Genomic DNA, 22,632 nt, shown 5'->3' with positions numbered 1-22,632 from the left:
TTACATGCACCATATTTTTCGGGAGGGTAACATGCTATACAAAGTCCTGGCCTTTTTTCAATTCATCATCATTGTTGTGCTGATCGTCGCTTTAGGCAGCCATTACGTGTCCTTTGGAGGATCCAGCCTGGTTGTACGAACCCCGGAGGCGCCCGGCGAGTCGACGGTGGAGTACACGCCTCCGCCGCCGCCCAAGGTCATGGTGGAATCCCTGGCCCAGATCAAAGAGTTGAAAGAAGCGTTTACGCCCACCATCGTCAAAGTCACGGATGACATCTATTACGCCCGGGGATACTCTCTGGGAGGCGTCCAGATGGTTATTACGGACGAAGGCCTGGTCATCATCGACACCACGGAAAGCCTGGACGCAGCCCGGGAAATCCTGGCCGAATTCCGGAAAATCACGGACAGGCCCGTCAAATACATCATATACACCCACGGCCACGTGGATCACATCGTGGGCGCGCCTGTTTTTATGGGGCCCGACACCCAGGTGATCGCCACGGAGGATTGCGTGGAGTTCATGAAAAAGGATTTCGGCTGGCTGGCGCCCTTCCAAAGACGCTGCCGGAAAATCCAGTCCGGCGACATGGATTCGGAATACGCCCGGAAGCCGCCCATGCAGTCCAAGGTGCGCCTGTCCCATACGGCCGGCGAAAAAGACATTGTGTGGCCCACCATTACCTTTGACCAGGAATACTCCTTTGAACTGGGCGGCAAGGAATTCAAGCTGTACCACACCATCGGAGAGACGCCCGATCATCTCATGGTCTGGCTGCCCCGGGAAAAGGCCCTGTTTCCCGGCGATTTGTATTACGCCAGCTTTCCCAACCTCCATACGCCCATGCTGGAGCCCAGGCCGGTGAGGGGCTGGTACGAGTCCCTGGACCGCATGGCGCAGATGGACGCCGAATACCTCATCCCCGGCCATTCCTTTGAAATTATTGGGGCGCCGAAAATCAAGGAAACCTTGGAGGCCCACTCCGCCGGAATCAAATCCGTATTCGACCAGACCATTGAATGCATCAACCAGGGCCTGTCCGTAGACGAAGCCGCGGCCAAAGTCAAACTGCCGCCGGACCTCGCCGCGCGCAAGCATCTGCAGGAGGTTTACGGCCGGGTGGACTGGTCCGTGCGCGGCATCTACCAGGGCGAAACGGGCTGGTACGACGGCCATGGCTCCGGGCTCAATCCCCTTCCTCCGTCCTATACAAACCGGGAAGTCGTCAAATTGGCCGGCGGAGCGGACAAACTGCTGGTCCGGGCTATAGAGTTGCAAAAAGCCAATGAACATCAGCTTGCATGCGAGTTATGCGACGTGGTCATCAAGGCCAATCCCAAGGATAAAACCGCCAGGGCTATTAAGGCGGATTCCCTGGACTATCTGGGATATCAAAGCGGCAACCTGAACATGTTCGGGTTTTATCGCTCCGCCGCGGCCATGGAACGCAAAGCTGCCGGGGTGAAGCCACATTAAATTAGGAATTTTCGTTTTACGCAGCCTATTTCGGACGCTGCTTGTCCCCGGCCTTGATTAGCTGTTGAAATCGCCCCTACTGCGCTGCGCGCCCAGGCAAGGTACTGCTTTGCCTGGGCCACCCCCCCAAAAAAATAGGCCCGCCGCGACATGCAATGCCCGGGGCCAAAGGGGACGGTTGAAATCCCGTTCCCATGCCGTGCGTGGGGATGTACACTTAACTATTTGAAATATTTAATTTTAATATACATGATAGACTATAGAAAACTCCTTGAATTCAATTGCCGTATGGGTTGAAATAAAAGGCGCTCATGCGCCCCGGCAGGGTACTGCTCCGCCGCGGCCGCCTCCAAAAGAAAGCAGGGCAAGCCCTGCATCTACAGAGCTGCCTCAACATAGGCGGAGCAGATAGCCGTCCAGCCAAATCCAGCAGGCATGAACATTATCTTTCCCTTGCAGATACCGCACGGCATAAAACCCGGTTTTAAAAAAGAATGTTGTGAGGCGCCGGCTGTTTTGCTACATTAAAAGCAAAGCAAGCCAATGCAAACCCGCGCCGGTAAAGCGGCGCATCGGGAAATGAGGGGGAATCATGGGAAAAGCCGCGTCTCCCAATGCAGAAGTTCATAAAGCCAATCCTTATTTGGAAAATCCGTGCCTGTTTCCCCAGGCCAGCGACCGCATTTTGGCCGTCAGGGCGGAGTTGATGGCCGAGCCTTACTCCATCTGCCTGGAGCGGCCCAGCCTGTTTTTTGAATTCTGGGAATCCAAAAAGGGCAAGGCGGCCAAGAATCTGCACCCGGCCGAGGCAAGAGCTTTGATGCTCAGCCATATCATGCGCCGCCGCAGGCCCCGCATTTATAATCACGAGCTGATTATAGGCAACATGAGCTCCAAACGCGTTGGGGCGAACTTTTATCCGGAAGGCGGCTCCCTCAATATTCTGGAGGATTTGCTTCATCTGGAAGACCGGCAAATCCCTTTTAAACTGGCGCCCATGGAAAAAGCCGAGCTTTTACGGCTGGGCTTGAAAAGCATTCCCGTCAGCATTGGAGGCAAAGCCCTTTTAAAGCCGGGCAGGTTTTCCCATTTTTTGGATTTCTTCCGCGCCAAACGCTATTTTGTCACCGAAGAGGCCGGCATCAGCCATCAGGCGGGGAATTACGGAGAAGTCGTTAACCATGGCCTGGTCAAGGCGGATTTGTACGCCCGGGACAGGCTGGAATCGGACTCCCTGGAGGACGGAACCCGGCTGAACGCCGACCAGCGGGCTTTTTACAAAAGCGTGCGCACGGTCGTCCTGGGCATTCGCAATATGGCCTCCAATCTGGCGGCGGAGGCGGAAAAAAAGGCCGCAGCGCAAGGCGTGGCCCTGGAGCGCCGCAAGGAGCTTCTGGAGGCCGCCGAAGCCTGTCTGCACGTGCCTTATTATCCGGCCAGGACCTTTAAGGAAGGCCTCCAGGCCTGCTGGCTCGTTCACATGGCCATGAACCTGGAGGATTTCGAGCAAGGCTTGTCTTTCGGCCGGCTGGACCGGATTTTGCTTCCCCTTTACAAGTCTGACCAGAAAAAAGGCCTTTTGACCTACGAAAAAGCCGTGGAGATCATGGCCTCCTTTCAGTTGAAAACCTGCGAGACCATCCCCATTTATTCCGAAAGGATTGACCAGTATTTTTCGGGAAACGGCGTGGCCCAGGGCATTACCGTGGGCGGCGTCAACGGGGGAGGCCGGGACTCGACCAACGAGCTTTCCGGCCTGGTGCTGGACGCCTTCTCCCAGATAAAAACCCGGGAGCCCGCCCTGCACGTTCGGGTGCATAAAAAAACACCGCCGTGGCTTCTGGAAAAAGCCGCGGCCGTGGCCGCTCTGGGATGCGGCAAGCCGTCCTTTTTCGGAGACAAGGCGGTCATCAAGGCCTTGGAAAACACGGGCATGACCAAGGCTCACGCCCGGGATTACGCGGTGATCGGCTGCGTGGAAATGGCCAGCCAGGGCCGCACCTACAACTCGTCTGACGCGGCTTTGTTCAATCTGCCCTTGTGCCTGGAGCTGGCCTTGAACCAGGGATACCGATTCGGATCGCGGCGCATTCCGGCGCTTCGGTTCGGAGCGCCCACCCCGCCCGCGGAAGAGCTGCGCACTTTCGACCACGTCTTAAAAGCCTTTAAAACCCAGGTGCGGGATTCGGTCAATGAAATGGCCAAGGTCATCACCATGATGGAGCAGGCCTATCGCGTGCATCGCACCACGCCTGTCAATTCCGTCATCACCCAGGGATGCCTGAAATGCGGCAAGGACGTGACCTGGGGCGGAGCCATGTACGACCTGACTTCCGTACAGGCCGCAGGGCTGGCCGACGCCGGGGACTCCTTATATGCTCTGAAGCGGGTGGTGTTTGATGAAAAACGCATGAGCCTTGCAGCTTTCGTCCGTATCCTGCAAAGCAACTGGGAAGGCCGGGAAAAGCTAAGGCAGGAGATTTCGCAAAAATTCCCCCGTTACGGCAACGGAGACAAGGAAGCCGACCGCATGACCCAGATTGCGGCGGACGCATACACCGAAGCGGTCACGTCCCATAAAAACTCCCGGGGCGGTCAATACATCGCCGGAATCTACTCCATGACCTGCCACCACGGCTTCGGCAAGGCCACGGGCGCCCTGCCCAACGGCAGGCCCGCGGGATATCGGCTGTCCAACGGGTTGTCTCCGGTGGACGGCGCGGATAAAAAAGGCCCCACTGCCGTGCTGCAGTCCGCAGCCTCTTTGGACAGCTCCCATTGGGGCAATTGCTGCGCCTTGAATATCAAATTCGACGGACGCCAGTTTAAAGGCGGGAAAGGCGCGCGCATTTTATCCAGCATGATTACCGCGTATATGAACATGGGCGGCATGCAGGTTCAGCCCAACATCCTGGACGCCGAAACATTGATGGAGGCCAAAGAAGACCCCAACGCGCATCCGGGAATTGTGGTGCGTGTGGCGGGCTATTGCGCGTATTTCAACGATCTCCAGCCCATGGTCCAGGACGAGGTTATCAGCCGCACCACCCACGCAATCCAGGAATAATTTTTTCAATGACAGCCGTGCAAAAAATTTGACATGGATGGAAACGACTGTTTATTCTAATCTCGTATTCTCAAGTTACAGGTCTGACAGTTCCATGATTTACCATTAAATTTGGTTGAATCACGGACCGCAAAAAGGCGGCTTGCATGCGGAACCAACGCTCGCCCGCCTTGGCTTCGGTTGCGGAATTCAACCATTCCCCCCAAAGGAGGCGCCAATGGACGTTAAGGACTTTTGTAATGGAATGAGTGCGGAATTAACGGCTTGGAAAGCCAAAATGTGGGACGCTATGTCCAAAGTGGATAAACTGGGCACGCCGGAAAGAGAAAAAGTGCTGCCCAATATCGAGGACATTCGGATCATTATGACGGAACTGGAAGACAAGGTGAATTCGCTGAACCATGAATGCCCTTCCGACTGGTCCGGCTTGAAGCAGGATATCGAGAAGGGCGCGACGGACGTCCGTTCAAAGTACGAAGAAACCATGGAATACATCGGCAAGGCAGCGCCCGTTTCAGTTCCGGGATAGCAGGCTCCCGACAGTTTTAATCCCCAATAAGCCAAACGTTGCCAACGATGACAACGTTTGGCTTTTTTATGTGACAAAGCAAAAATAAATCATCCGCCTCCGAAAAAAATCCGCCCTACTTCTTCACCAGCCTCGCCACGGCCTCGATGTGGTGGGTGTGGGGGAACATGTCGATGGGCTGGACTTCCTCCACGGAATAGGTTTCGGACAGCAATTCCAAATCCCGGGCCAGGGTGGTGGGATTGCAGGAGATGTAAACCATCTTGGGCGGCGCCATGGCCAATACCTTTTTGACCACCTTTCCGTGCATGCCCGACCTGGGCGGGTCGATCACCAGCACGTCCGGCTTGTGCTCCACCTCGTCCAGGGTTTCCAGGATGTCGCCCACCAAAAACGTGCAGTTATCCACCTTGTTGCGTTCACAGTTGTCCCTGGCGTCGGCGACGGCCACGTCCACGATTTCAATGCCAAGCACTTCGCCCGCCTTGGGGGACAGCCAGATGGGAATGGTTCCGGCGCCGCTGTACAGGTCCAGAACTCTTTCGCCGCCTTTCAGGTCTGCGTAATCCTCCATGGTCTGGTAAAGATTTTTCGCCTGGCGGGTGTTTGTCTGGAAGAATGAATTGGCCGAAACCCTGTATTCCCAGGGGCCGATGCTGTCCATGATGTAATCCCGGCCCTTGAGGCAAATTTCCGTGTCGCCCACGGCCACGCCGGACTTGCGATTCGTGATGTTGTTGACGATTGCCTTTACCTTGGGAAATTTTTCCGCCAGAGCATCGGCCAGGGGCTGAACCGCGGGAAGCTCCTCCCAGGAAGTGACGATATTAACCAGGTACTCGTCCCGGGCCACGGAATGGCGGATGACCGCAAAACGCCAAAAGCCTTCGTGGCTTTTCAAGCCGTAAGCCGGCAAGGGCGATTCTTTCATATAGGCGTGCACCGTCTGCAGGATGCCGTTGGCGTCCTCGGTCTGCAGCAGGCATTTTTCAATGTCCATGACCTTGTGAAAGGTTCCGGGAACGTGCAGCCCCAGGGCGAAGCTGCGGTCCACTTCCTCTTCCCGGGCGATTTCATCAGGAAGCAGCCACCGGTGGTCGGAGCAGGAGAATTCCATTTTGTTCCGGTATCCGTAAATCAGCTCCGATCCCAGGACCGGATGCACGGGCACGTTTTCCAGCCCGCCGATGTGATGCAGGGATTCGGCCACCTGCTGGCCTTTGTATTCAAGCTGCTTTTCGTAGTCGATGAACTGCCACTTGCAGCCGCCGCACATGCCGCTGTATGGGCAGGGGGCTTGTACGCGGACGGGCGAGGGCTCCAGGATTTCCTCGACGCGGGCCAGGGCGAAGCTCTTTTTCTTGCGGATAATGCGAGCTTTTACCTTGTCGCCGGGGGCCGTTTTTTCCACAAAAACCGCCAGGCCGTCAACCCGGCATAATCCTTGGCCTCCAAAAATTGTCTTTTCTATGCTAAGGTTCAGTATTTGACCCTTTTTAACTGACATATTCGCCTCCGCGGCATGTGGCATATTTCCTGCTTTATTGAAAACTTAGGGGAGGATAGGCTTCAGCCGCCCGGATAAACGGCCTCCCCGGACAAAAGGAGCATTATGGCACAAGAAGACTTGCGAGAAAACGAGAAAATTGTTCACTTTCACGTGGACGGACTTTTGCTCCAGGGAACTTTTCACGATCCCGGCGCCGCCAACCCGCCTGTCATCATTGGCTGCCATGGTCTTTTCGCTGATCGGCAGTCGCCCAAGCAAACCGCTCTGGCAAGGGCTTTATGCAAGAACGGCGCAGCCTTTCTTAGGATAGACCACCGGGGATGCGGAGGCAGCCAGGGAAATTTCAAACAGGAAACCACCCTGACCAATCGATGCCGGGACCTTATGGCCGCCATGGATTTCGTCAAGAACAAAATCGGCCTGAAAAAAAGAATGGGCCTGTTCGGGTCCAGCATGGGCGGTGCGGTCTGCTTAAAGACGGCGCTGCAAAATCCCGTGGACTGCATGGTGGTCAACGCTGCGCCCATGGATTTTTCGTCGGTCATCGACGTTTTAAAGGAAGCCAACCAGGACCAATTGTTAAGCAAGGCTTTTTACGAGGAAAACCCTGTGCTGGCGAAAGACGAAGAGCTTCCCATATCCAACATTTTGATTTTTCATGGCAACCAGGACGAAACCGTGCCCGTGGCCCACGCCCTGGCTTTGCACGCCATGTGCCAGGAGCCCAAGAAGCTGCGTCTGTTCAAAAACGGAGATCACCGCATGTCCAGCTCCCGCGACCAGGGCGTTTTCATCGAAGAATCGGTGGATTGGTATAGGGAGCATCTCTTTTGAACAGGGTTCCCACTCCCCGCTCAATAAAAAAAGGCGGGAATGAATAAATCGCGCCCGGCCGACAAGTCCATATACTGGGTTTCGCACATGCATTTTTGGCTTTAATGATTATTCCAGCGGGAATTGGACAGCCTTTGTAAAAAGCCTTCCGCAAGCTCTACTCAACCTACTATTTTTATGAATAAAACGTAGGTGGGGTAGAACGCCGAAAAAGGGCGTTGCATAAAAAAGAAACGCCTTGCCTAAACGCCTCATGAGATTTATGCAACCGCCGCGAAACCCAACAAAACAGAAGCGCTGCTGCAGTTCTACTTCCTCGCCATTCCCGTGCATGGATACAGCGGGAGTGGGGGATTTTTTCCATTCAAGAATCCTTCATGGTTTGCTTCGGACCGGCCTGCTATGACAGGTCCTCCCCATCCCAGGCGCGCTCCAAGCCTTGTTTCCCTGAACTCCATCCACCACGAGTGTTACCTTTCTGTACGCGCCTGCGACTGTATTATAGGATTTTTGTCGACTTTCCAGGCCGTTTCATCGACTATAAAAGCGCCGGAGGTAAACGGAAAGCAAACTTGGTTTCAGGAGTTTATAAATGACGCATATAAAAAGAAAAACCCAGCGCATTTGGGCTATGACGGCGGCGCTGATCCTATGTCTGGCCCCGGCCTTCGCCCAGAATGCCGAGCCTTTGACCCTGGAAAAGGCGGTGGCCCTTGCCTTGGAGCATAACCAGGATCTGCGCATGGCGCAAAACAGCGTTAAAAGCGCGGAAATCACGGTCAAGCAGGACAAGGACGACTTTTTGCCCAGCTTGTCGGCCAGTACTTCCTGGTCCGCCAGCGCGGACCGGGCGGACTCCACGGAGGACAGCACGTTTCAGTCCCTGAACGCCGCCTTATCCTCCAGCCTGAATTTGTTCAACGGATACGGGGATCAGGCGGCCCTGGAAAAATCCAGGTACTCCCTATCGGCAGAGGAAAACACCCGGAACCGCACCATGCAAAGCGTAATATACAGTACCATGGCGGCGTTTTTCCAGGCGTATACGGCCAGGGAGAAAATCAAGGTTGCGGCAAACAACCTGGAGGATAACGCCCGGCAATTGGATGAAATCCAGGCCTTTTACGACGCCGGCAGCAAGCCGGTGACCGACCTGTATCAGCAAAAGGCCCAAACCTCCTCCGCCCAGTTGGATCTGCTCACCGCCCAAAGGGATTACTCGGTGAACAAAATCCAGTTGATGGAGGCCATCGGCATGCCGGCCAGCGCCAGCTTTGAAATCGCCGCCCCCGCCTTGCGCCAGGACCTGCTGCCGGCCGGCGTCACTACGGAAGGCGCCCTGAACCAGGCTTTGGCCCAAAGGCCTGACATCCAGAGTCAAAACGAAACCATTTCCGCGGCCCAGGCCTCCATCAAGGAAAACAAGGCGGGATTTCTGCCCAGCCTGGACCTGACCGGCGAGGTGGGCACGAATTATTCCAGCGGCGGCGATCTTGGCTTTGAGGATCAGTTCTGGGATCAAAGCATGGACGCCCGCGTGGGTTTGTCCCTGAGCATTCCCATCTTTGACCGAAACATCACCAGGAACAACGTGGCCAAGGCTCGCATCAGCCTGAACAATGCAGAACTGGAGTTGGAAAAGATCAAAAGGCAGGTGGAAGTGGAAATCGGCCAGGCTGTCGCCGACTATCAGACGGCCGAAAAAAAGGTTCAGGTCACCAGAGATCAATTGGAATACGCAACCCAGGCCCTGGACTCCAGCTCGCAACGCTACACGGTCGGCGCATCCACCCTGACGGAGCTTACCCAGGCCCGCACCACTTTTGTGGAGGCCCAGTACGACCAGATTGAAGCGGAAGTCAACTTGCGAATTCAAGCCATGGCCCTGGCGTTCTACTCCGGGACCCTGGACGCCAAAGATATTTCCGCGGAGGATTAGGAATGACGTTTTTAAAATGGATATGGAAAATATTGAAGGTTCTGCTGATGGTTTGCGGAGCGGCTTTTATTGTGTTTGCGGCCCGCAATTTCCTGAGCGCGCCTGAACCGCCTTCGCGGGAAAAGTCTCCCTTCCAAACCGCCATGGTGACAACAGGCGCCATGGAAACCCTGGTTTCCAGCACAGGAACCCTGGCGGCCGTGGGCACGGTGGAAGTAGGCACCCAGGTTTCGGGAACCATAGAGCGGGTTTTGGCCGACTATAACGACAAGGTGACAAAAGGGCAAATCCTGGCGGAGTTGGACACGTCCTTGTTTGAAGCGTCCATCAAGCAAGCCGAAGCGGCCCTGGCCCAGGCCAAGGCCAAGCTCAGACAGGCCAAAGCGGAATACGACCGCAACAAGCCCTTGTTTGAAAAAGGCCATCTGTCGGCCCAGGAGTTCTTGACCTACGAGACGGAAAAGGAAACCGCCGCCGCCTCCGTGCTTTCCTCCCAGGCTTCCCTGGACACCGCCAAAACCAATCTGCGGAATGCGGTCATCAAATCCCCCATTGACGGCACGGTCATTGAACGGGCCATTGAGGAAGGGCAGACCGTGGCGGCCAGTTACAGTACGCCGACCCTGTTTTTGATTGCTGAGGATCTTTCCGACATGCAGATCGAAGCGGCCGTGGATGAAAGCGACATCGGCCAGATTCGGGAAGGCCAGCCTGTGCGTTTTACGGTCCAGGCCTATCCGGACGACGAGTTCACGGGCGTGGTCCTGCAAATCCGCCTGAACCCCGAAGTGGTTTCCAACGTGGTCACCTATACCGTGGTGATCGAGGCGCCCAACAAAACCGGCAAGCTGCTTCCCGGCATGACGGCCACCATCGACTTTATCGTCCAGCAAATCAAAGACCAGCTTTTGGTTCCCAACTCGGCCTTGTCCTTCGCAAAGTCGGAGATGGCGGGACCGGAGGCAGCAGCGGAAGACGGGCCGGCCGTGATGATCTCTGATAACGGAAGCATGCCCAGGCGGGTTTCGCTGGAAACGGGAATCACCGACGGGGCCAACACGGTGGTCTTGTCCGGCGCCATTCAGGAAGGCGACATGGTCGTCACCGGGATTAAAAAGGAGCAAAGCGCCTCCAAGCAAAGCATCTTGTCCAAGCTCATGCCCAGGCCGCCCCGCCGCTCGGGCGGCGGCGGACCTCCCCCCGGCCGCTGAAAAATAGCCGGACCGGCAGGAAAAACAAGAAATACCCGTTGCAAGGATTTAAAAATGGAAACCATATTGCTTAAAGACGCCCAAAAGATATTCACCCTGGGCGGAGAAAAGGTGCACGCCCTGGACGGGGTGTCCCTGTCCATCATGCCCGGGGACTTTGTCGCGGTCATGGGCGCTTCAGGCTCCGGCAAGTCCACGCTCATGAACATTTTCGGCTGCCTGGACACCCTGACTTCCGGAGAGTATTTTCTGGAAGGCAGAAACGTGAGCGGCATGGGCAAAAAACACCTGGCGGACATCCGCAACCAGCGCATCGGTTTTGTTTTCCAGGGCTTTAACCTGCTGCCCCGGACCAGCGCCTTGGAAAACGTGCAGCTGCCCCTGTTTTACAATCGCAATAAAAAAGGATTGAATCCCAAAAAACTGGCGGCCGAAGCCCTGGATAGAGTGGGCCTGGCCAATCGCATGAGCCACGAGCCCAGCCAGCTTTCCGGCGGCCAACAGCAGCGCGTGGCCATCGCCCGGGCCCTGGTGAACGATCCGGCCATCATCCTGGCGGACGAACCCACGGGCAACCTGGACTCCAAGACCACCCTGGACGTCCTGACCTTGTTCAAGGACCTCAACCAGCAGGGAATCACCATTGTGCTGGTCACCCACGAAGCGGACGTGGGCGAACACGCCCGGAGGGTGGTCGCCATGCGGGACGGCAGGATTATCAGCGACGACTTGAACGGCAATAACGCTGAGGCCCTGGCTGCCGTCCAGCCCGGGACGAGACAGGAGGCCGCCTCATGAAATGGTTTAAGTTCGTCAAAGTCGCCCTCCAAAGCATCCTGAAAAATCGGATGCGCAGCCTTTTGACCATGCTGGGCGTCATCATCGGCGTGGGGTCGGTCATCGCCCTCATGGCTTTGGGCGAGGGCTCCCAGAAGGACATCAAGACCCAGATTTCCTCCATGGGAACCAACCTGCTTATGATCCACCCCGGCGCCGGCCGGAGCGGCGGCGTGCGGTTGGGGTCGGGCTCCCTGGCTACCATCAGCATGGATGACGTCAAGGCCCTGCGGGAGAAATCCTCCACCCTGCTGGCTGTTTCCCCAAATGTCCGCGTGTCCGAACAGGTGATTGCGGGCAACGCCAACTGGAGCACCTCCGTGGAGGGGGTGTCGCCGGATTATCTGACTATCCGAAATTACGAAATCGCCAGCGGGACGTTCTTTACGGAGCGGGACGTGAGAACCCGCGCCAAGGCGGCGGTCCTGGGCCGGACCGTGGCGGAGGAGCTTTTTGGGGACAGCGATCCCCTGGGCGCAAGAATTCGGGTGCGGAACGTGCCGTTTAAGGTGATCGGCGTGCTGGCGGAAAAAGGCCAAAGCTCCATGGGCAACGACCAGGACGACGTTATCTTCACCCCGTCCACCACTGCTTTATACCGGCTGTCCGACGGCAAGACCCTCCGGGTGATTATGGCCAGCGCCGTTTCCGAGGAAAAAATGGACGCCGCGGAAAAGGAAATCACCCAGATCCTAAGGGCTCAGCATAAATTGAGCGACAGCGAGGAGGACGATTTTAACATCCGCAGCCAGACGGAAATCATCAACATGGCCTCCCAGATGACCGGGACCCTGACCGCGCTGTTGAGCGCCATCGCCGGAGTGTCCCTGCTGGTGGGCGGCATCGGCATCATGAATATCATGCTGGTTTCCGTCACGGAACGCACCCGGGAGATCGGCATTCGCATGGCCGTGGGCGCCCGGGGCAGCGACATCATGGCGCAATTTCTGGTGGAAGCCATCATCCTGAGCCTGATCGGAGGCGTGTTCGGCATCGTCACAGGGCTCAGCCTGGCCTTTGGGCTGGGCGCAATCCTGGGATGCTCCGTGGTGACGAACCTGTCGGTGATATTGACGGCCGTGGCCTTCACCGCCGGCGTGGGCGTGTTCTTCGGCTTCTACCCGGCCCGCAAAGCCGCCGGGCTGCACCCCATCGAGGCGTTGCGGTACGAGTAATTGTTTAAAAGTTCGTCGCCGGTGTTTATAGTGTTGTCCCGTTGGACAACACTATAAACATGGCAATCTTTTGCAAGAAAAACAGCAACCAATTGGGCGCCCCTCTTTTGCTTCTCCTTTCCTAGTGATTATCCATCAACTTCCCTCTTGACAATGCCTAGTTGAGTAATTAGACTGACATGTCAGTTTAAGCAACCGTAGATTTTTCTAACCCCAAAAAGGAGCGCGCCCCCAATGCGAGTATCCCCCCTGTATGCAAGACACCAAATCCCGGTGATCATGGCCCTGCTGAAAACCGCGGCGGGACCCATCCTGAAAAAAGTCAGCCTGAACAGCGGCGGACAAACAACCGTGGTGGAGGCGGTGCTGCCGCCGCGGCCCCAAGGTTTGATAGAGGATTACCTCCGCCACGTGGGCGGCGAGCCTTCGTGGTACAAAGGGACTTTGCCCCCCAGCCTGTTCCCCCAGTGGGGCTTTCCCCTGATGGCCAAAACCTTGACCGGCCTGCCCTACAACCTGACCAAAGTGCTGAACGGCGGGGCGTCCTTTGTGGTGCACGCGCCCATTCCGGCGGACCGGCCCTTGAAGGTTCGGGCCGAACTGGCCCAGGTGAACGAAACCGAATCGCGGGTTGTGCTGCAGCAGAAGATGGTCACGGGCGTGGAGGACAATCCCCAATGCCTGGAATGCACGGTCAACGCCATCATCCCCAAAAAGTCGGATAAAAAAAGCGGCAAGCAAAAGGCTTTAATTCCCCAAACCGCGCGGGAAATCGCAACCCTTAACCTGGCTTTGGATTCGGGCATTGATTTCGCCCTCTTGACCGGGGATTTCAACCCCATCCACTGGATTCCATCCTACGCCCGGATGGCGGGATTTCCCAACACAATCCTCCACGGATTTTCCAGCATGGCCCGCACCATCGAGGCTTTGAACCGGAACGTTTTGGCTCAGAACCCATACGCCCTGAAGAGCTTTGAATGCCGCTTCGTGAGGCCTTTGGTTCTGCCTGCGGCGCCGGGCGTTTTCGTGGACGGGGGCGCCGTGTTTTTAGGCGCCGCAACGGGAAGCGCGCCTTACCTTTCAGGCGCATACACCGTTTAAAATGTTCTTGAATCATGAAAGATGCGCCGGATTCATCGGCTGCAGAAGGAGAAGGAAAAATGGGAGACATGTTATTGGAACTGGGAAAAAAGGACGCGGCCAGAAAAGTGGTCAAAAACCTGGGGATTCCCCTTTCGCTGCCCCAGGAGCTTAGCCGCCCCGCCGGGCCGTGGGAGGAAATGCCGCTGCTGGACGTGGATGCGGCCGTGGGGCATTTGCCGGGCTCGGAGCTTGCGCCTCAGGTCGCCCGGGCATTGGGCGGCATGGGCGTGCTGGTGCATGCGGCCGCGGACTCCAAAAAATTCAGCCATTACCAGAAGCAGGGCGCTGCACGGGGCAGGCTGGCCAAGGCCCTGGACATGGACGCCAAGCCCGAAGGCCTGAACTTCCGCGTTTTGATATTTGACGCCACCGGCGTTTCCGATCCGGCCGAACTGGAAATGATGTACGAATTCTTTCACACGAAAATCCGCTCCCTGAGCCCCTGCGGCAGGCTCATTGTCCTGGGCCGCCCCGCCGATCAGTTGGAGGACGTATCCCAGGCTGCGGCCAGCCGGGCCTTGCTGGGCTTTGTAAAAAGCGCGGGCAAGGAAATCGGCAAGAAAGGCGCGACCTCCCAGGCCATCTACGTGGAAAAAGGCGCCGAGGACCGGCTGGAGCCCGTACTGCGCTTCTTTCTATCCGACCGCTCCGCCTACGTCTCCGGCCAGATGGTGCGCGTGTCCGCCAGGGTCAAGGCTCTGGAGTCCTTCACCAACATTCGCCCTCTGGACGGCAAAATCGCCCTGGTGACCGGCGCGGCAAGGGGCATTGGGGAGCAGATCGCCCGGACCATGGCCGGAGAAGGCGCAAGGGTGATTGTCATGGATCGCCCCGGCGAGGAGAACCTGACCGCCAAACTGGCCAGGGAGATCAACGGCTCGGCCCTGAATTGCGACATCACGGCCTCGGACGCAGCCAAGGCCATTAAGGATCACATTGCGGAGAATTACGGCAAAAAGGGCCTGGACGTAATCGTCCATAACGCCGGCGTGACCAGGGACAAAATGCTGGCGAACATGGACGCGGACCGCTGGAACATGGTCATGAGCATCAATCTTCTGGCGCTGATTGCGAGCACCAGGGAACTTTTGGAAATCATGCCGGATAACGGCCGGATCGTTTGCCTGTCTTCCATTGCAGGCATCGCCGGCAACGTGGGCCAGACCAACTACGCCGCCTCCAAAGCCGGGGTGATCGGGTTCGTGGAAGCCCTGGCGCCCACGGTGGCGGACCGGGGAATCACCGTGAACGCCGTGGCCCCCGGATTCATCGAAACCCAGATGACCGCCGCCATCCCCTTTGCCACCCGCGAGGCCGGACGCCGGCTCGCCAGCCTTTCCCAGGGCGGCCTGCCCCAGGACGTGGCCCAGGTCGTGACCTTTTTGGCAAGCCCCCAGGCCAGCGGAATCACGGGCGGCGTGCTGCGGATCTGCGGCCAGAACTTCATCGGCGCATAATCAAAATTTCAACGTTTTAATATAAGGGAGACAAAAACCAATGCCAGCAAAGAAAAACACCGCCAAGCCCCGCCGCGCAGTCATCGTGGGCGGCGTGCGCACCCCATTTATCCGGGCTTTCGGGCCTTTCACCCAACTGGACACCATCGCCCTGGGAACCGCCTGCGTCAAAGGGCTGCTCAATCAATTCCCCGTGGAGTGGAAGGAACTGGACAGCCTGGTCTGGGGCGGCACTATCCTGCCCGGCGGCATAGCCGTGAATATCGGACGGGAAATCATCTTTGACGCGGGCCTGCCTGACACCCTGGAATCCTACACGGTCACCCGGGCATGCACCACCAGCATGTTGAGCACGACCCTGGCCGCCGCATCCATCGAGCGGGGCGACGCGGACGTGATCATCGCGGGCGGCAGCGACTCCACCTCCAACGTGGAGGTTCGCATGCCCCCTACCCTGGTGCATAAGGCCGCGCCCGTGGTCATGAGCGCCAAATCCACGCCCGTGGACTATCTTAAGCTGCTCACGAAAATCCATCCGAAAAATGATATTGTTCCTTCCCGCCCCAGCATCCGGGAGAGGACCACCGGCGAACTCATGGGCGAGTCCGCGGAAAAAATGGCGGGCATGCACGGAATAAGCCGGGAGGACCAGGACGCATTCGCCGTGCAATCCCACACCCGGGCCGCCAAAGCCCTGGCTGCAGGCCGGTTTTCCAAGGAAATCGTTCCCGTGGAAACGCCCGGCGGCGAAACCGTATATGCAGACAATATCCTCCGGGGCGACACTTCGGTGGATAAAATGGCCAGGTTAAAGCCCGCTTTCAAGGAAGACGGAACCCTGACCGCGGGGAATTCCAGCGCCCTCACCGACGGCGCATCCGCAGTCCTGATGATGAGCGAGGAAAAAGCCAAGGCTTTAGGCTTCACCCCTCTGGCGGCGGTGACAAGCTGGTCCTACGACGCCGTGGATCCCAACGATCAACTGCTTATCGGCCCGGCCATTTCCATGCCCAAGGCGGCGGCCAAGGCGGGCATGACCGCGGACGACATCGATATTTTCGACATTCACGAGGCCTTTGCAGCCCAGGTGCTTTGCGTGATCAAAATGCTCGGCAATGACGAGTTTTGCCAACAGCGCCTTGGCCTGGATAAGGCGTTCAAAAAGCTCGATCCACAGGACATCAACCTCCTGGGCGGGTCATTGGCCTTTGGGCATCCCTTCGCCGCCACAGGAACCCGGATGATTTCCACCATGGCCAACGAGTTGCACGAATCCGGCAAGCAATCCGCCTTGCTGGGCATTTGCGCCGGCGGCGCCCTTTCCGGCGCCATGGTGCTTGAGGCGGTTTAATAGGCGTCTTATACCAAGTTGATAACATTCGAGTACTTTGTTCATTGTCCGGATTTTAATCCGGATCCGCCAAAACAGCACAATGACACTGGGTCCCCGTTTCCGGGAGTGCAGAGCTAGGGGGACACGATCCTTATCTCATCAGAGTCCTTACTGATTAGATTCGCTATACCCGAGATAAGGTCATGTCCCCCAAACTCATCCCGCCGCCTTTCTTAAAAGCGCCGGATTCCGGCTTGGAGGCTGGACTTCCAGGGCCACCCTCTTTGTTGGGTTCGAAGTCCAATAAGAATAGCGCCTGCATGCAACGCCAACGAAGGACTTCTTAACCCAACCTACGTCTCATCATGGCGCGGCGTAGGTTGGGTAGAGCTTGCGAAACCCAACAAATTCTTATCATTACCCTCCCATTTAAAGAGAACCCTGAGGTATAAAAATCAAGGCCGCATTGCTCTTTGAAGAGCCTTTATTCAGCCAGGATTTTTACTTCCATGAGTTGGCAATGGATTTGCAGATGGTTGGCGGAGGGGTGGAAATTAAAGGCGTCGCCGTCGCCGTAGGGATAGGAAAGAACGCGAATCGCGCCTGTAAACCGGGCGCCGGGGGGCGCCTGAATGAAAGATTGAGCCAAGCCCTCCGGGGTATAGTCTTTGGGGTCGATTCCCACCAAATGCTTGTCTTGGGTGTGGAACAAAAAGGTCAGCATAGGATAGTTGGGATCTTCGGGCTTGTCCTCATTCCGACATGTCAGAATAAGCTGATTTTCCAAATCCGATTTAACAAACACGCATGCGCCGTCAGCCGCAATTTCCAAATCCGGATAATAGACGTGATCCAGGATTTTGAAAGCCTTTTCCTGAAGTCTCTCCCGGCACACCCGGCATTCTTCGGCGCGGGCTTCGGCCAACAGGTCCAGGGCTTCCTGCTTGGGATCTTCGGCGTAAACCTGAAATAAGGATCCCCAAATAAGAAACGCTGTCGCCCAACAGACACAAACTCTAACTCTCATTTTTTTCCATATGCATTTTGATGAAGGAGTCCACCGCGTCCGTGTAAAGCCTCCCGGATGTCATAAACCCGTCGTTGTGGGAGCCGGTAATCTCCACAAAGGCTTTGGGCTCAGGCGCAGCGTCAAAAAGGGCCTTACCCTGCTTGAACGGAATAACCTCGTCCCGCTTGCTGTGGAAAAAGCAGACCGGCGCCTGCACATTGGGAATGCGGGACAGGCTGTCGTACTTCCAGCGATGGAGCAAAAAGCCGGGCGCCCAGGGATAATGGGCTTTGGCCACGTCTTTGGTGGAGGTGAACGAGGAGTCCACAAACAAAAGGCCGGGCTCGATCTGGGTGGCCAACTCAATGGCCACGGCGACGCCCAGGGACTTGCCGAAGACGATGATCCTGTCCGGCGGAAAGCCTTTTTCCTGAACCAGATAATTCCATGCCGCCCTGGCGTCGTCAAAGGTTCCCTGTTCCGAGGGCCGGCCCTGGCTTTGCCCAAAGCCCTGATAGTCGAAAAGCAGGGTGGACAGCTCCAATTTATGAAACATCCAGGCCTGGGAAACGCGGTCGGAAATGTTCCCTGCGTTGCCGTGGCAAAAAAGGACCACCGCCCGGGCGTTTTCGCAAGGAAAAAACCAGGCGTTTATCATTTTTCCGTTAGCGCTTGCCATGTACAGGTCTTCATGCTCCAGGCCAAGCTCCTGGGGCGTGAAGGAAATTTCCTTGTCAGGATGATAGACAAGGCTGGAGAGGCAGCCGTAAAAAACAAGCATCAACAGGATCAGGACCGCCGCTTCAACGCATCGTTTCAAAAATTCCTCCTCGTCTCCCGGACGGATGCGGCCTTTTGCGTTTTGGGGTATTTCAAATATGGAATGATAGCGTCGTTCTTGCTGCCGCCGGTGCCGTCATAAGTGACGGAAACAAAAGGCACGCCCGTGATTTTTTCGATCTTATGCGCCAGGGCTTCCGTGACCATGGAAGGGCAGCAGAAGGCCGGGGTGGTGTGGATAATCAGGGCCAGGTCCGGGTACTGTTTTTTCAGGTACCAGGCTTTGACGATATTGTCCATGGTTTCGCCGGTGTTTTCCTTGATTGCGCCGTATTTTGGCAGGATTTCCTCGAAAGAATCCTCGAAGTTTTCGTTCACGCCGCCCAGCAGCGGGCTGAACAGACGGTGGTATTTCTTTTCGATCTGCATGGCTGCGGTGAGGAATGCCTTGGAGGATATGGCGCTCATATACAGGCCTTCCTTGAACCAGCGGCGAAAATAGGCGCTGGCGACCATTTTAAGGTGCGAGCTGTAGGGCGTGGTGACCGCCTCGCCGCCGGCGGCCTCGATCACGCGGACCAGATCCTGGTTCATGACGTGGTTGTCCACCACGTACACGTCGCCCATAAGGGCCGCTTTGGGGCGGCTTTCCGTACGATCGACGGGAATATTCCTGAACCACTCAACGACCTCTGCGGCAGCCTCGTATTCCCCGCCGCCTTCATAAAAGGCCTTGGCGAGAAGGCGGAGGGATTCATCCATGACGGCGTCGGTCCGGCCTTTTTCACGTTCGTAGGGCCGGATAGAGCACGCCGCCCGGTTGATGAACCCGCCCAACATGTAGCACAAGTAAACGGACAATGGCATTTTTACCGAGATGTCCAGGAACGAGGCGGTTCCGGCATACACGCCGGCCTTTTCCAGCCCCCCGCCCATGCTGTTTATTGCATCTTTAAGGAACAGGGGGAACACGCCCAGATTGCAGGCCCATTTGCCGTCCGGCGCCCAAAGCAAAGTCTTGGCCGGATCCAGGTTATGGCGCATGACGTATTCCTTGAATTCCTCGGCGATCACGTTCATGGGCACGCACTGGCCGGAGTTGTGGCGCATGCTTTTCATGATTACGGGTTCGCTTTCCTCCAAAAGCCGGGCGTCGACGCCCCGGCCCCGGAGCGCGGCTGCGACCAAAGGCATGGCAATGGGGTCCCAATTCGGGATAACCAGGGTCTTGTCCCCGACCTTGTCCTCCCTGGGGGCGGACAAAGGAGACGGAAGCGCGGAAATCCGCTCGCGGGATTCTTCATAATGGGTCCGGAAGGAACGCACCGCGGCCTCAATGCGGGTTTCGTAGCCCACGGCCGAGTCGTGCTCGTCCAGCTGCAACACCAAATAGGGCTTGTCAAAGGCCTCCATGACTCGCTTAAAATAGTCGATCACAAAGGCGTCGGGCGAGCACCGGAACGAAGTGACGAAAACCGGATAAGCCCCTTTGGTCTGGGCCACGGCGGCTGCGGCTTCCAGGATTTTGGAGGCGTAATGCCAATGCAGGCTGTCCAGAATATCCCTGACCATGGTCAGATCTTTGCCTTCCGCGGGAAACATGTCCGAATAGAAAGTCCTGATGCCCATAGAGGAAAATATGCCGGGAATGTTCTTGTTCATGGCCGGGCTCAGGATGGTGTACGGCCTGCCCAACAGCACCACGTTCAGGTCGCCGGCGGAGGCTTGCTTTTCGTATACGCCGGCCAGCGCCTCCTGCCGGGCTGTTTTTTCCTCCCGGGCCAGGTCATAGGCCTCGGAAATTTTCAAAAAGCCCGCGTTCACTCCGGGGATGCGCTTGACGGTCTCGTGAAGCTCCTTTTTAACGTGCCAGGAGCTGTACAGGTAATTCACCAGGGGGCTTAGAAAGCGGTCCGGGCTTCCCACAGACTCTGTCAGCGCCGGAGCGTATTGGGTGTAGTAGCAATACTGCCGCCGGGTTTTGCGCGTGTTCTGCTTTTGCTCCAGATAAAAGGGCAGGAACACATAATCGGCCTTATCCAGCAAATGCTTCACATGGCCGTGGAGGGCGGTGATGGGTGCGCAAAAATCGGTCCGGCACAGGCTCTTGCCGTCCTTGATGGCGGTCTTGTAGTTTTGGCTCGTAATTGTGCGAATTCCCAGGAGGTCGAAAAACCGGCGCCACATGGTCACGTCGTCGAAAAGATGCAGGGCCGAGGGAATCCCCACCACCGGGCCTTGTGTCGCGGACCGGGAAAAAGCGTGGATTTGCTTCCGCTCCTGGAACAAATCAAAGCCGGAGGTGTTGGAATCCACCTTCTTTTGGGTGTCGTAATCCCTGCCGCATAAAAACCCGAAAGCCGCGGTGCGGCCGTTGACCACGGCCTTGGTGATCTTGCAGTTATTGCCGCACAATTGGCAAACCTCGGACTCCACGGGGATCTCCTTTTTGTATAAATCCAGGCCCGCAAACCGGGTTTCCTCAGCCGGGGCGTCAGCCAAAGCCAGGGCGCAGCCCAAGGCGCCCGTCAGATGGCAATACCGGGAAACCATGATGGGCTTGCCCAATTTTTGCTCAAAGGCCGCCACCAGGGCCTTGTTTTTGGCCGTGGCGCCGGTGAAGATGACCTTCTTTCCTATCCTGCTTGCGGTCGCCACCTTGGTCAGGTAGTTTTCGCAGATGGAATGGAGGGTGGAAGCCAGCATTTCGTTCTGCGTGCAGCCGGAGGCAAGGAAGTAATTGATGTCCCGTTCCATAAAAACGGTGCACCGGTCGCTGGTGACGGGCGCGGGTGAGCCCATGGCCCTGGCCGGATAATCCGGCAGCGGGCATCCCAGGCGTTGGGCCTGCTCCTCCACAAAAGAGCCGGTGCCGGCCGCGCACACGGTGTTCATGGTGGAAAAAACCACGGACCCGTTTTTCAGGCAGGTGAACTTGGAATCCTGGCCGCCGATTTCGATGATGGTGTCTACGGCGGGCTCAAGCTGGACGGCCGCCCGCGCATGGGCGGTAATTTCGTCCAGCACAAGATCGGCGCCGATAATCTGGCCGATGAACTTGCGCCCAGACCCGGTTGCGGCCGCGCCCGCAATGGTCGCGCCCGGAGCGTATTGATTCAGAAAGTCGTCCACGGCCTGGAAGACCTTTTGAGCGGCGGACAAAGGCCGGCCCGAGGTGCGGGTGTAAAATCCGCCCGCCACCCGCCCGTCCGGCAGAATCAACGCCGCCTTGGTGCTGGTGGAGCCGATGTCCAGGCCGATGGTCAGGAAAGGCTTTTCCGGCAAGTCCGTGATGTAGGCGTCCACTTCCACGGAGTCCGGGGTTTTGGCCTTGTCCCGGGGATACAAATAAGCCTGGGCGGAAAAATCGGGATGAGTGGACAGATTTAATTCCAAAGGAGGGAAGTAGGAGGTTTCCAGCTCGTCCTTTTCCTTAAACACAGCGTCCACGGACCGGGACCGGCCAGCCCCGGTGTATTCGTCAACCAGTATGCAGGCGGCGCCAATGGCAGGATAGGCGCCCGTGGCGTCCGGGGTGATCTTCAAGCCCATGAGGCTTTCCAAATGCCTCAAAACCGCCTTGTTCCGGGATACGCCGCCCGTAAAAACCAAGGGCTCGCATAATTGATCCGCCCCGGAAACCAGAGTGTCGGCGATGTTCCTGGCCAGCCCCAGGCACAGGCCGTCGCAGATTTCGGGCAGGGAATAGCCCTCCTGCTGGGCGTGCACCAGATCGGTCTTGGCGAAGACCGCGCACCGGGAGGCGATCTTGGGAATGGCGCCCTCATTGGACAAGGCCACCCGGCACAGGTCCTCGATGCCGTCCAGGTTCAAACGATTGGCCTGCTGATCCAGAAAGCTGCCCGTTCCCGCCGCGCAGGAGGTGTTGGACTTGTATCCCGAATAGTCGCCCTGCCCGTCAAAATGAATGAGCCCGAATTTCTCCGCGCCCACAATCAAAATGGACCGAACGTCCGGGTGAAAAAGCCTGGTTCCGGCAATCGCAGCCACCCGGTTGTCGATGCGTGCGTCCGCATTGATGAAGCCAGGCGTGGAGGTGGTCGCCGCAATGGCTTCCACGACGGAAAGGTCGAAATTGTCGTGCAGGATCTTGTTCAGGCAGCCGGCGGCGTCGCCGTGATGAAAACCATAAGCGGTTTGCACCACTTGCTTGTCTGGCGTAATCAAAGCCACGGAAACCGATACCGAGCCAACGTCTATTCCCAGGAAACACCTGTCCATTTATCATAACTCCCGCGTGAGTTGTTCTTGATCCGTTGGGAGTCATCTTAAAGGGTTTTCCGCCGCCCTGCAAGTTAAAGTATAAT

At 57.1% G+C, this 22,632-nt stretch carries 15 protein-coding genes; 11 read left to right on the top strand and 4 right to left on the bottom strand.

Annotation, left to right across the window (positions count from 1 at the left end; genetic code table 11):
* The first annotated feature begins 31 nt into the window (after positions 1-31).
* The 3 genes from BUE18_RS13930 (at position 32) to BUE18_RS13920 (ending at position 5,073) form a co-directional block, all read left to right on the top strand.
* Complete coding sequence (locus BUE18_RS13930) at positions 32-1,477, top strand: alkyl/aryl-sulfatase (RefSeq protein WP_170868368.1); 1,446 nt, start codon at positions 32-34, stop codon at positions 1,475-1,477.
* Positions 1,478-2,069: 592 nt separating this feature from the next.
* Positions 2,070-4,544, top strand: a complete 2,475-nt coding sequence (locus tag BUE18_RS13925; protein WP_073476677.1) for a pyruvate formate lyase family protein — start codon at positions 2,070-2,072, stop codon at positions 4,542-4,544.
* A gap of 217 nt (positions 4,545-4,761) precedes the next feature.
* Positions 4,762-5,073, top strand: coding sequence for a hypothetical protein (locus tag BUE18_RS13920; protein ID WP_028316003.1), 312 nt, complete (start codon positions 4,762-4,764; stop codon positions 5,071-5,073).
* 115 nt (positions 5,074-5,188) lie between these two features.
* Here BUE18_RS13920 and rlmD read toward each other — a convergent pair whose 3' ends face one another.
* Positions 5,189-6,580: a 23S rRNA (uracil(1939)-C(5))-methyltransferase RlmD gene (gene rlmD / locus BUE18_RS13915; protein WP_073476675.1), complete on the bottom strand. Its 1,392-nt coding sequence runs from the start codon at positions 6,578-6,580 to the stop codon at positions 5,189-5,191.
* A gap of 105 nt (positions 6,581-6,685) precedes the next feature.
* Here rlmD and BUE18_RS13910 point away from each other — a divergent pair, with 105 nt between their 5' ends.
* From BUE18_RS13910 to BUE18_RS13875, 8 genes are all read left to right on the top strand, one after another.
* On the top strand, positions 6,686-7,417 hold the full coding sequence (locus tag BUE18_RS13910; RefSeq protein WP_073476674.1) for an alpha/beta hydrolase family protein: 732 nt from the start codon (positions 6,686-6,688) through the stop codon (positions 7,415-7,417).
* Positions 7,418-8,009: 592 nt separating this feature from the next.
* Positions 8,010-9,356, top strand: coding sequence for a TolC family protein (locus BUE18_RS27525; protein ID WP_073476672.1), 1,347 nt, complete (start codon positions 8,010-8,012; stop codon positions 9,354-9,356).
* 2 nt (positions 9,357-9,358) lie between these two features.
* On the top strand, positions 9,359-10,567 hold the full coding sequence (locus BUE18_RS13900) for an efflux RND transporter periplasmic adaptor subunit (protein WP_073476670.1): 1,209 nt from the start codon (positions 9,359-9,361) through the stop codon (positions 10,565-10,567).
* 54 nt (positions 10,568-10,621) lie between these two features.
* The gene (locus BUE18_RS13895; protein WP_073476669.1) at positions 10,622-11,365 is read left to right on the top strand and encodes an ABC transporter ATP-binding protein; all 744 of its coding nucleotides are present in this window, start codon (positions 10,622-10,624) and stop codon (positions 11,363-11,365) included.
* Entirely contained in the window at positions 11,362-12,579 is a 1,218-nt protein-coding gene (locus BUE18_RS13890) for an ABC transporter permease (protein WP_073476667.1), read from the top strand. The genes BUE18_RS13895 and BUE18_RS13890 overlap by 4 nt, the downstream gene beginning before the upstream one ends.
* 234 nt (positions 12,580-12,813) lie before the next feature.
* Entirely contained in the window at positions 12,814-13,683 is an 870-nt protein-coding gene (locus tag BUE18_RS13885; RefSeq protein ID WP_073476665.1) for a MaoC/PaaZ C-terminal domain-containing protein, read from the top strand.
* A gap of 59 nt (positions 13,684-13,742) precedes the next feature.
* Positions 13,743-15,182: a 3-oxoacyl-ACP reductase gene (locus tag BUE18_RS13880; protein ID WP_073476664.1), complete on the top strand. Its 1,440-nt coding sequence runs from the start codon at positions 13,743-13,745 to the stop codon at positions 15,180-15,182.
* A gap of 40 nt (positions 15,183-15,222) precedes the next feature.
* On the top strand, positions 15,223-16,533 hold the full coding sequence (locus BUE18_RS13875) for an acetyl-CoA C-acyltransferase (RefSeq protein ID WP_073476662.1): 1,311 nt from the start codon (positions 15,223-15,225) through the stop codon (positions 16,531-16,533).
* 466 nt (positions 16,534-16,999) lie between these two features.
* Here the strand turns inward: BUE18_RS13875 and BUE18_RS13870 are convergent, their stop codons facing one another.
* The 3 genes from BUE18_RS13870 to BUE18_RS13860 are packed head-to-tail and all read right to left on the bottom strand — an operon-like array spanning position 17,000 to position 22,546.
* Entirely contained in the window at positions 17,000-17,542 is a 543-nt protein-coding gene (locus BUE18_RS13870; protein WP_073476660.1) for a hypothetical protein, read from the bottom strand.
* Positions 17,532-18,344, bottom strand: coding sequence for an alpha/beta hydrolase (locus tag BUE18_RS13865; protein WP_083611019.1), 813 nt, complete (start codon positions 18,342-18,344; stop codon positions 17,532-17,534). Before BUE18_RS13865 ends, BUE18_RS13870 begins: the two co-directional genes overlap by 11 nt.
* Positions 18,341-22,546, bottom strand: coding sequence for an acyl-CoA dehydratase activase (locus BUE18_RS13860; RefSeq protein WP_073476658.1), 4,206 nt, complete (start codon positions 22,544-22,546; stop codon positions 18,341-18,343). The genes BUE18_RS13865 and BUE18_RS13860 overlap by 4 nt, the downstream gene beginning before the upstream one ends.
* Positions 22,547-22,632: the final 86 nt, after the last annotated feature.

It is taken from the genome of Desulfatibacillum alkenivorans DSM 16219 (assembly GCF_900142135.1).
Classification (GTDB): Bacteria; Desulfobacterota; Desulfobacteria; order Desulfobacterales; family Desulfatibacillaceae; genus Desulfatibacillum; species Desulfatibacillum alkenivorans.
This window is presented reverse-complemented; position numbering and strand designations above follow the sequence as displayed.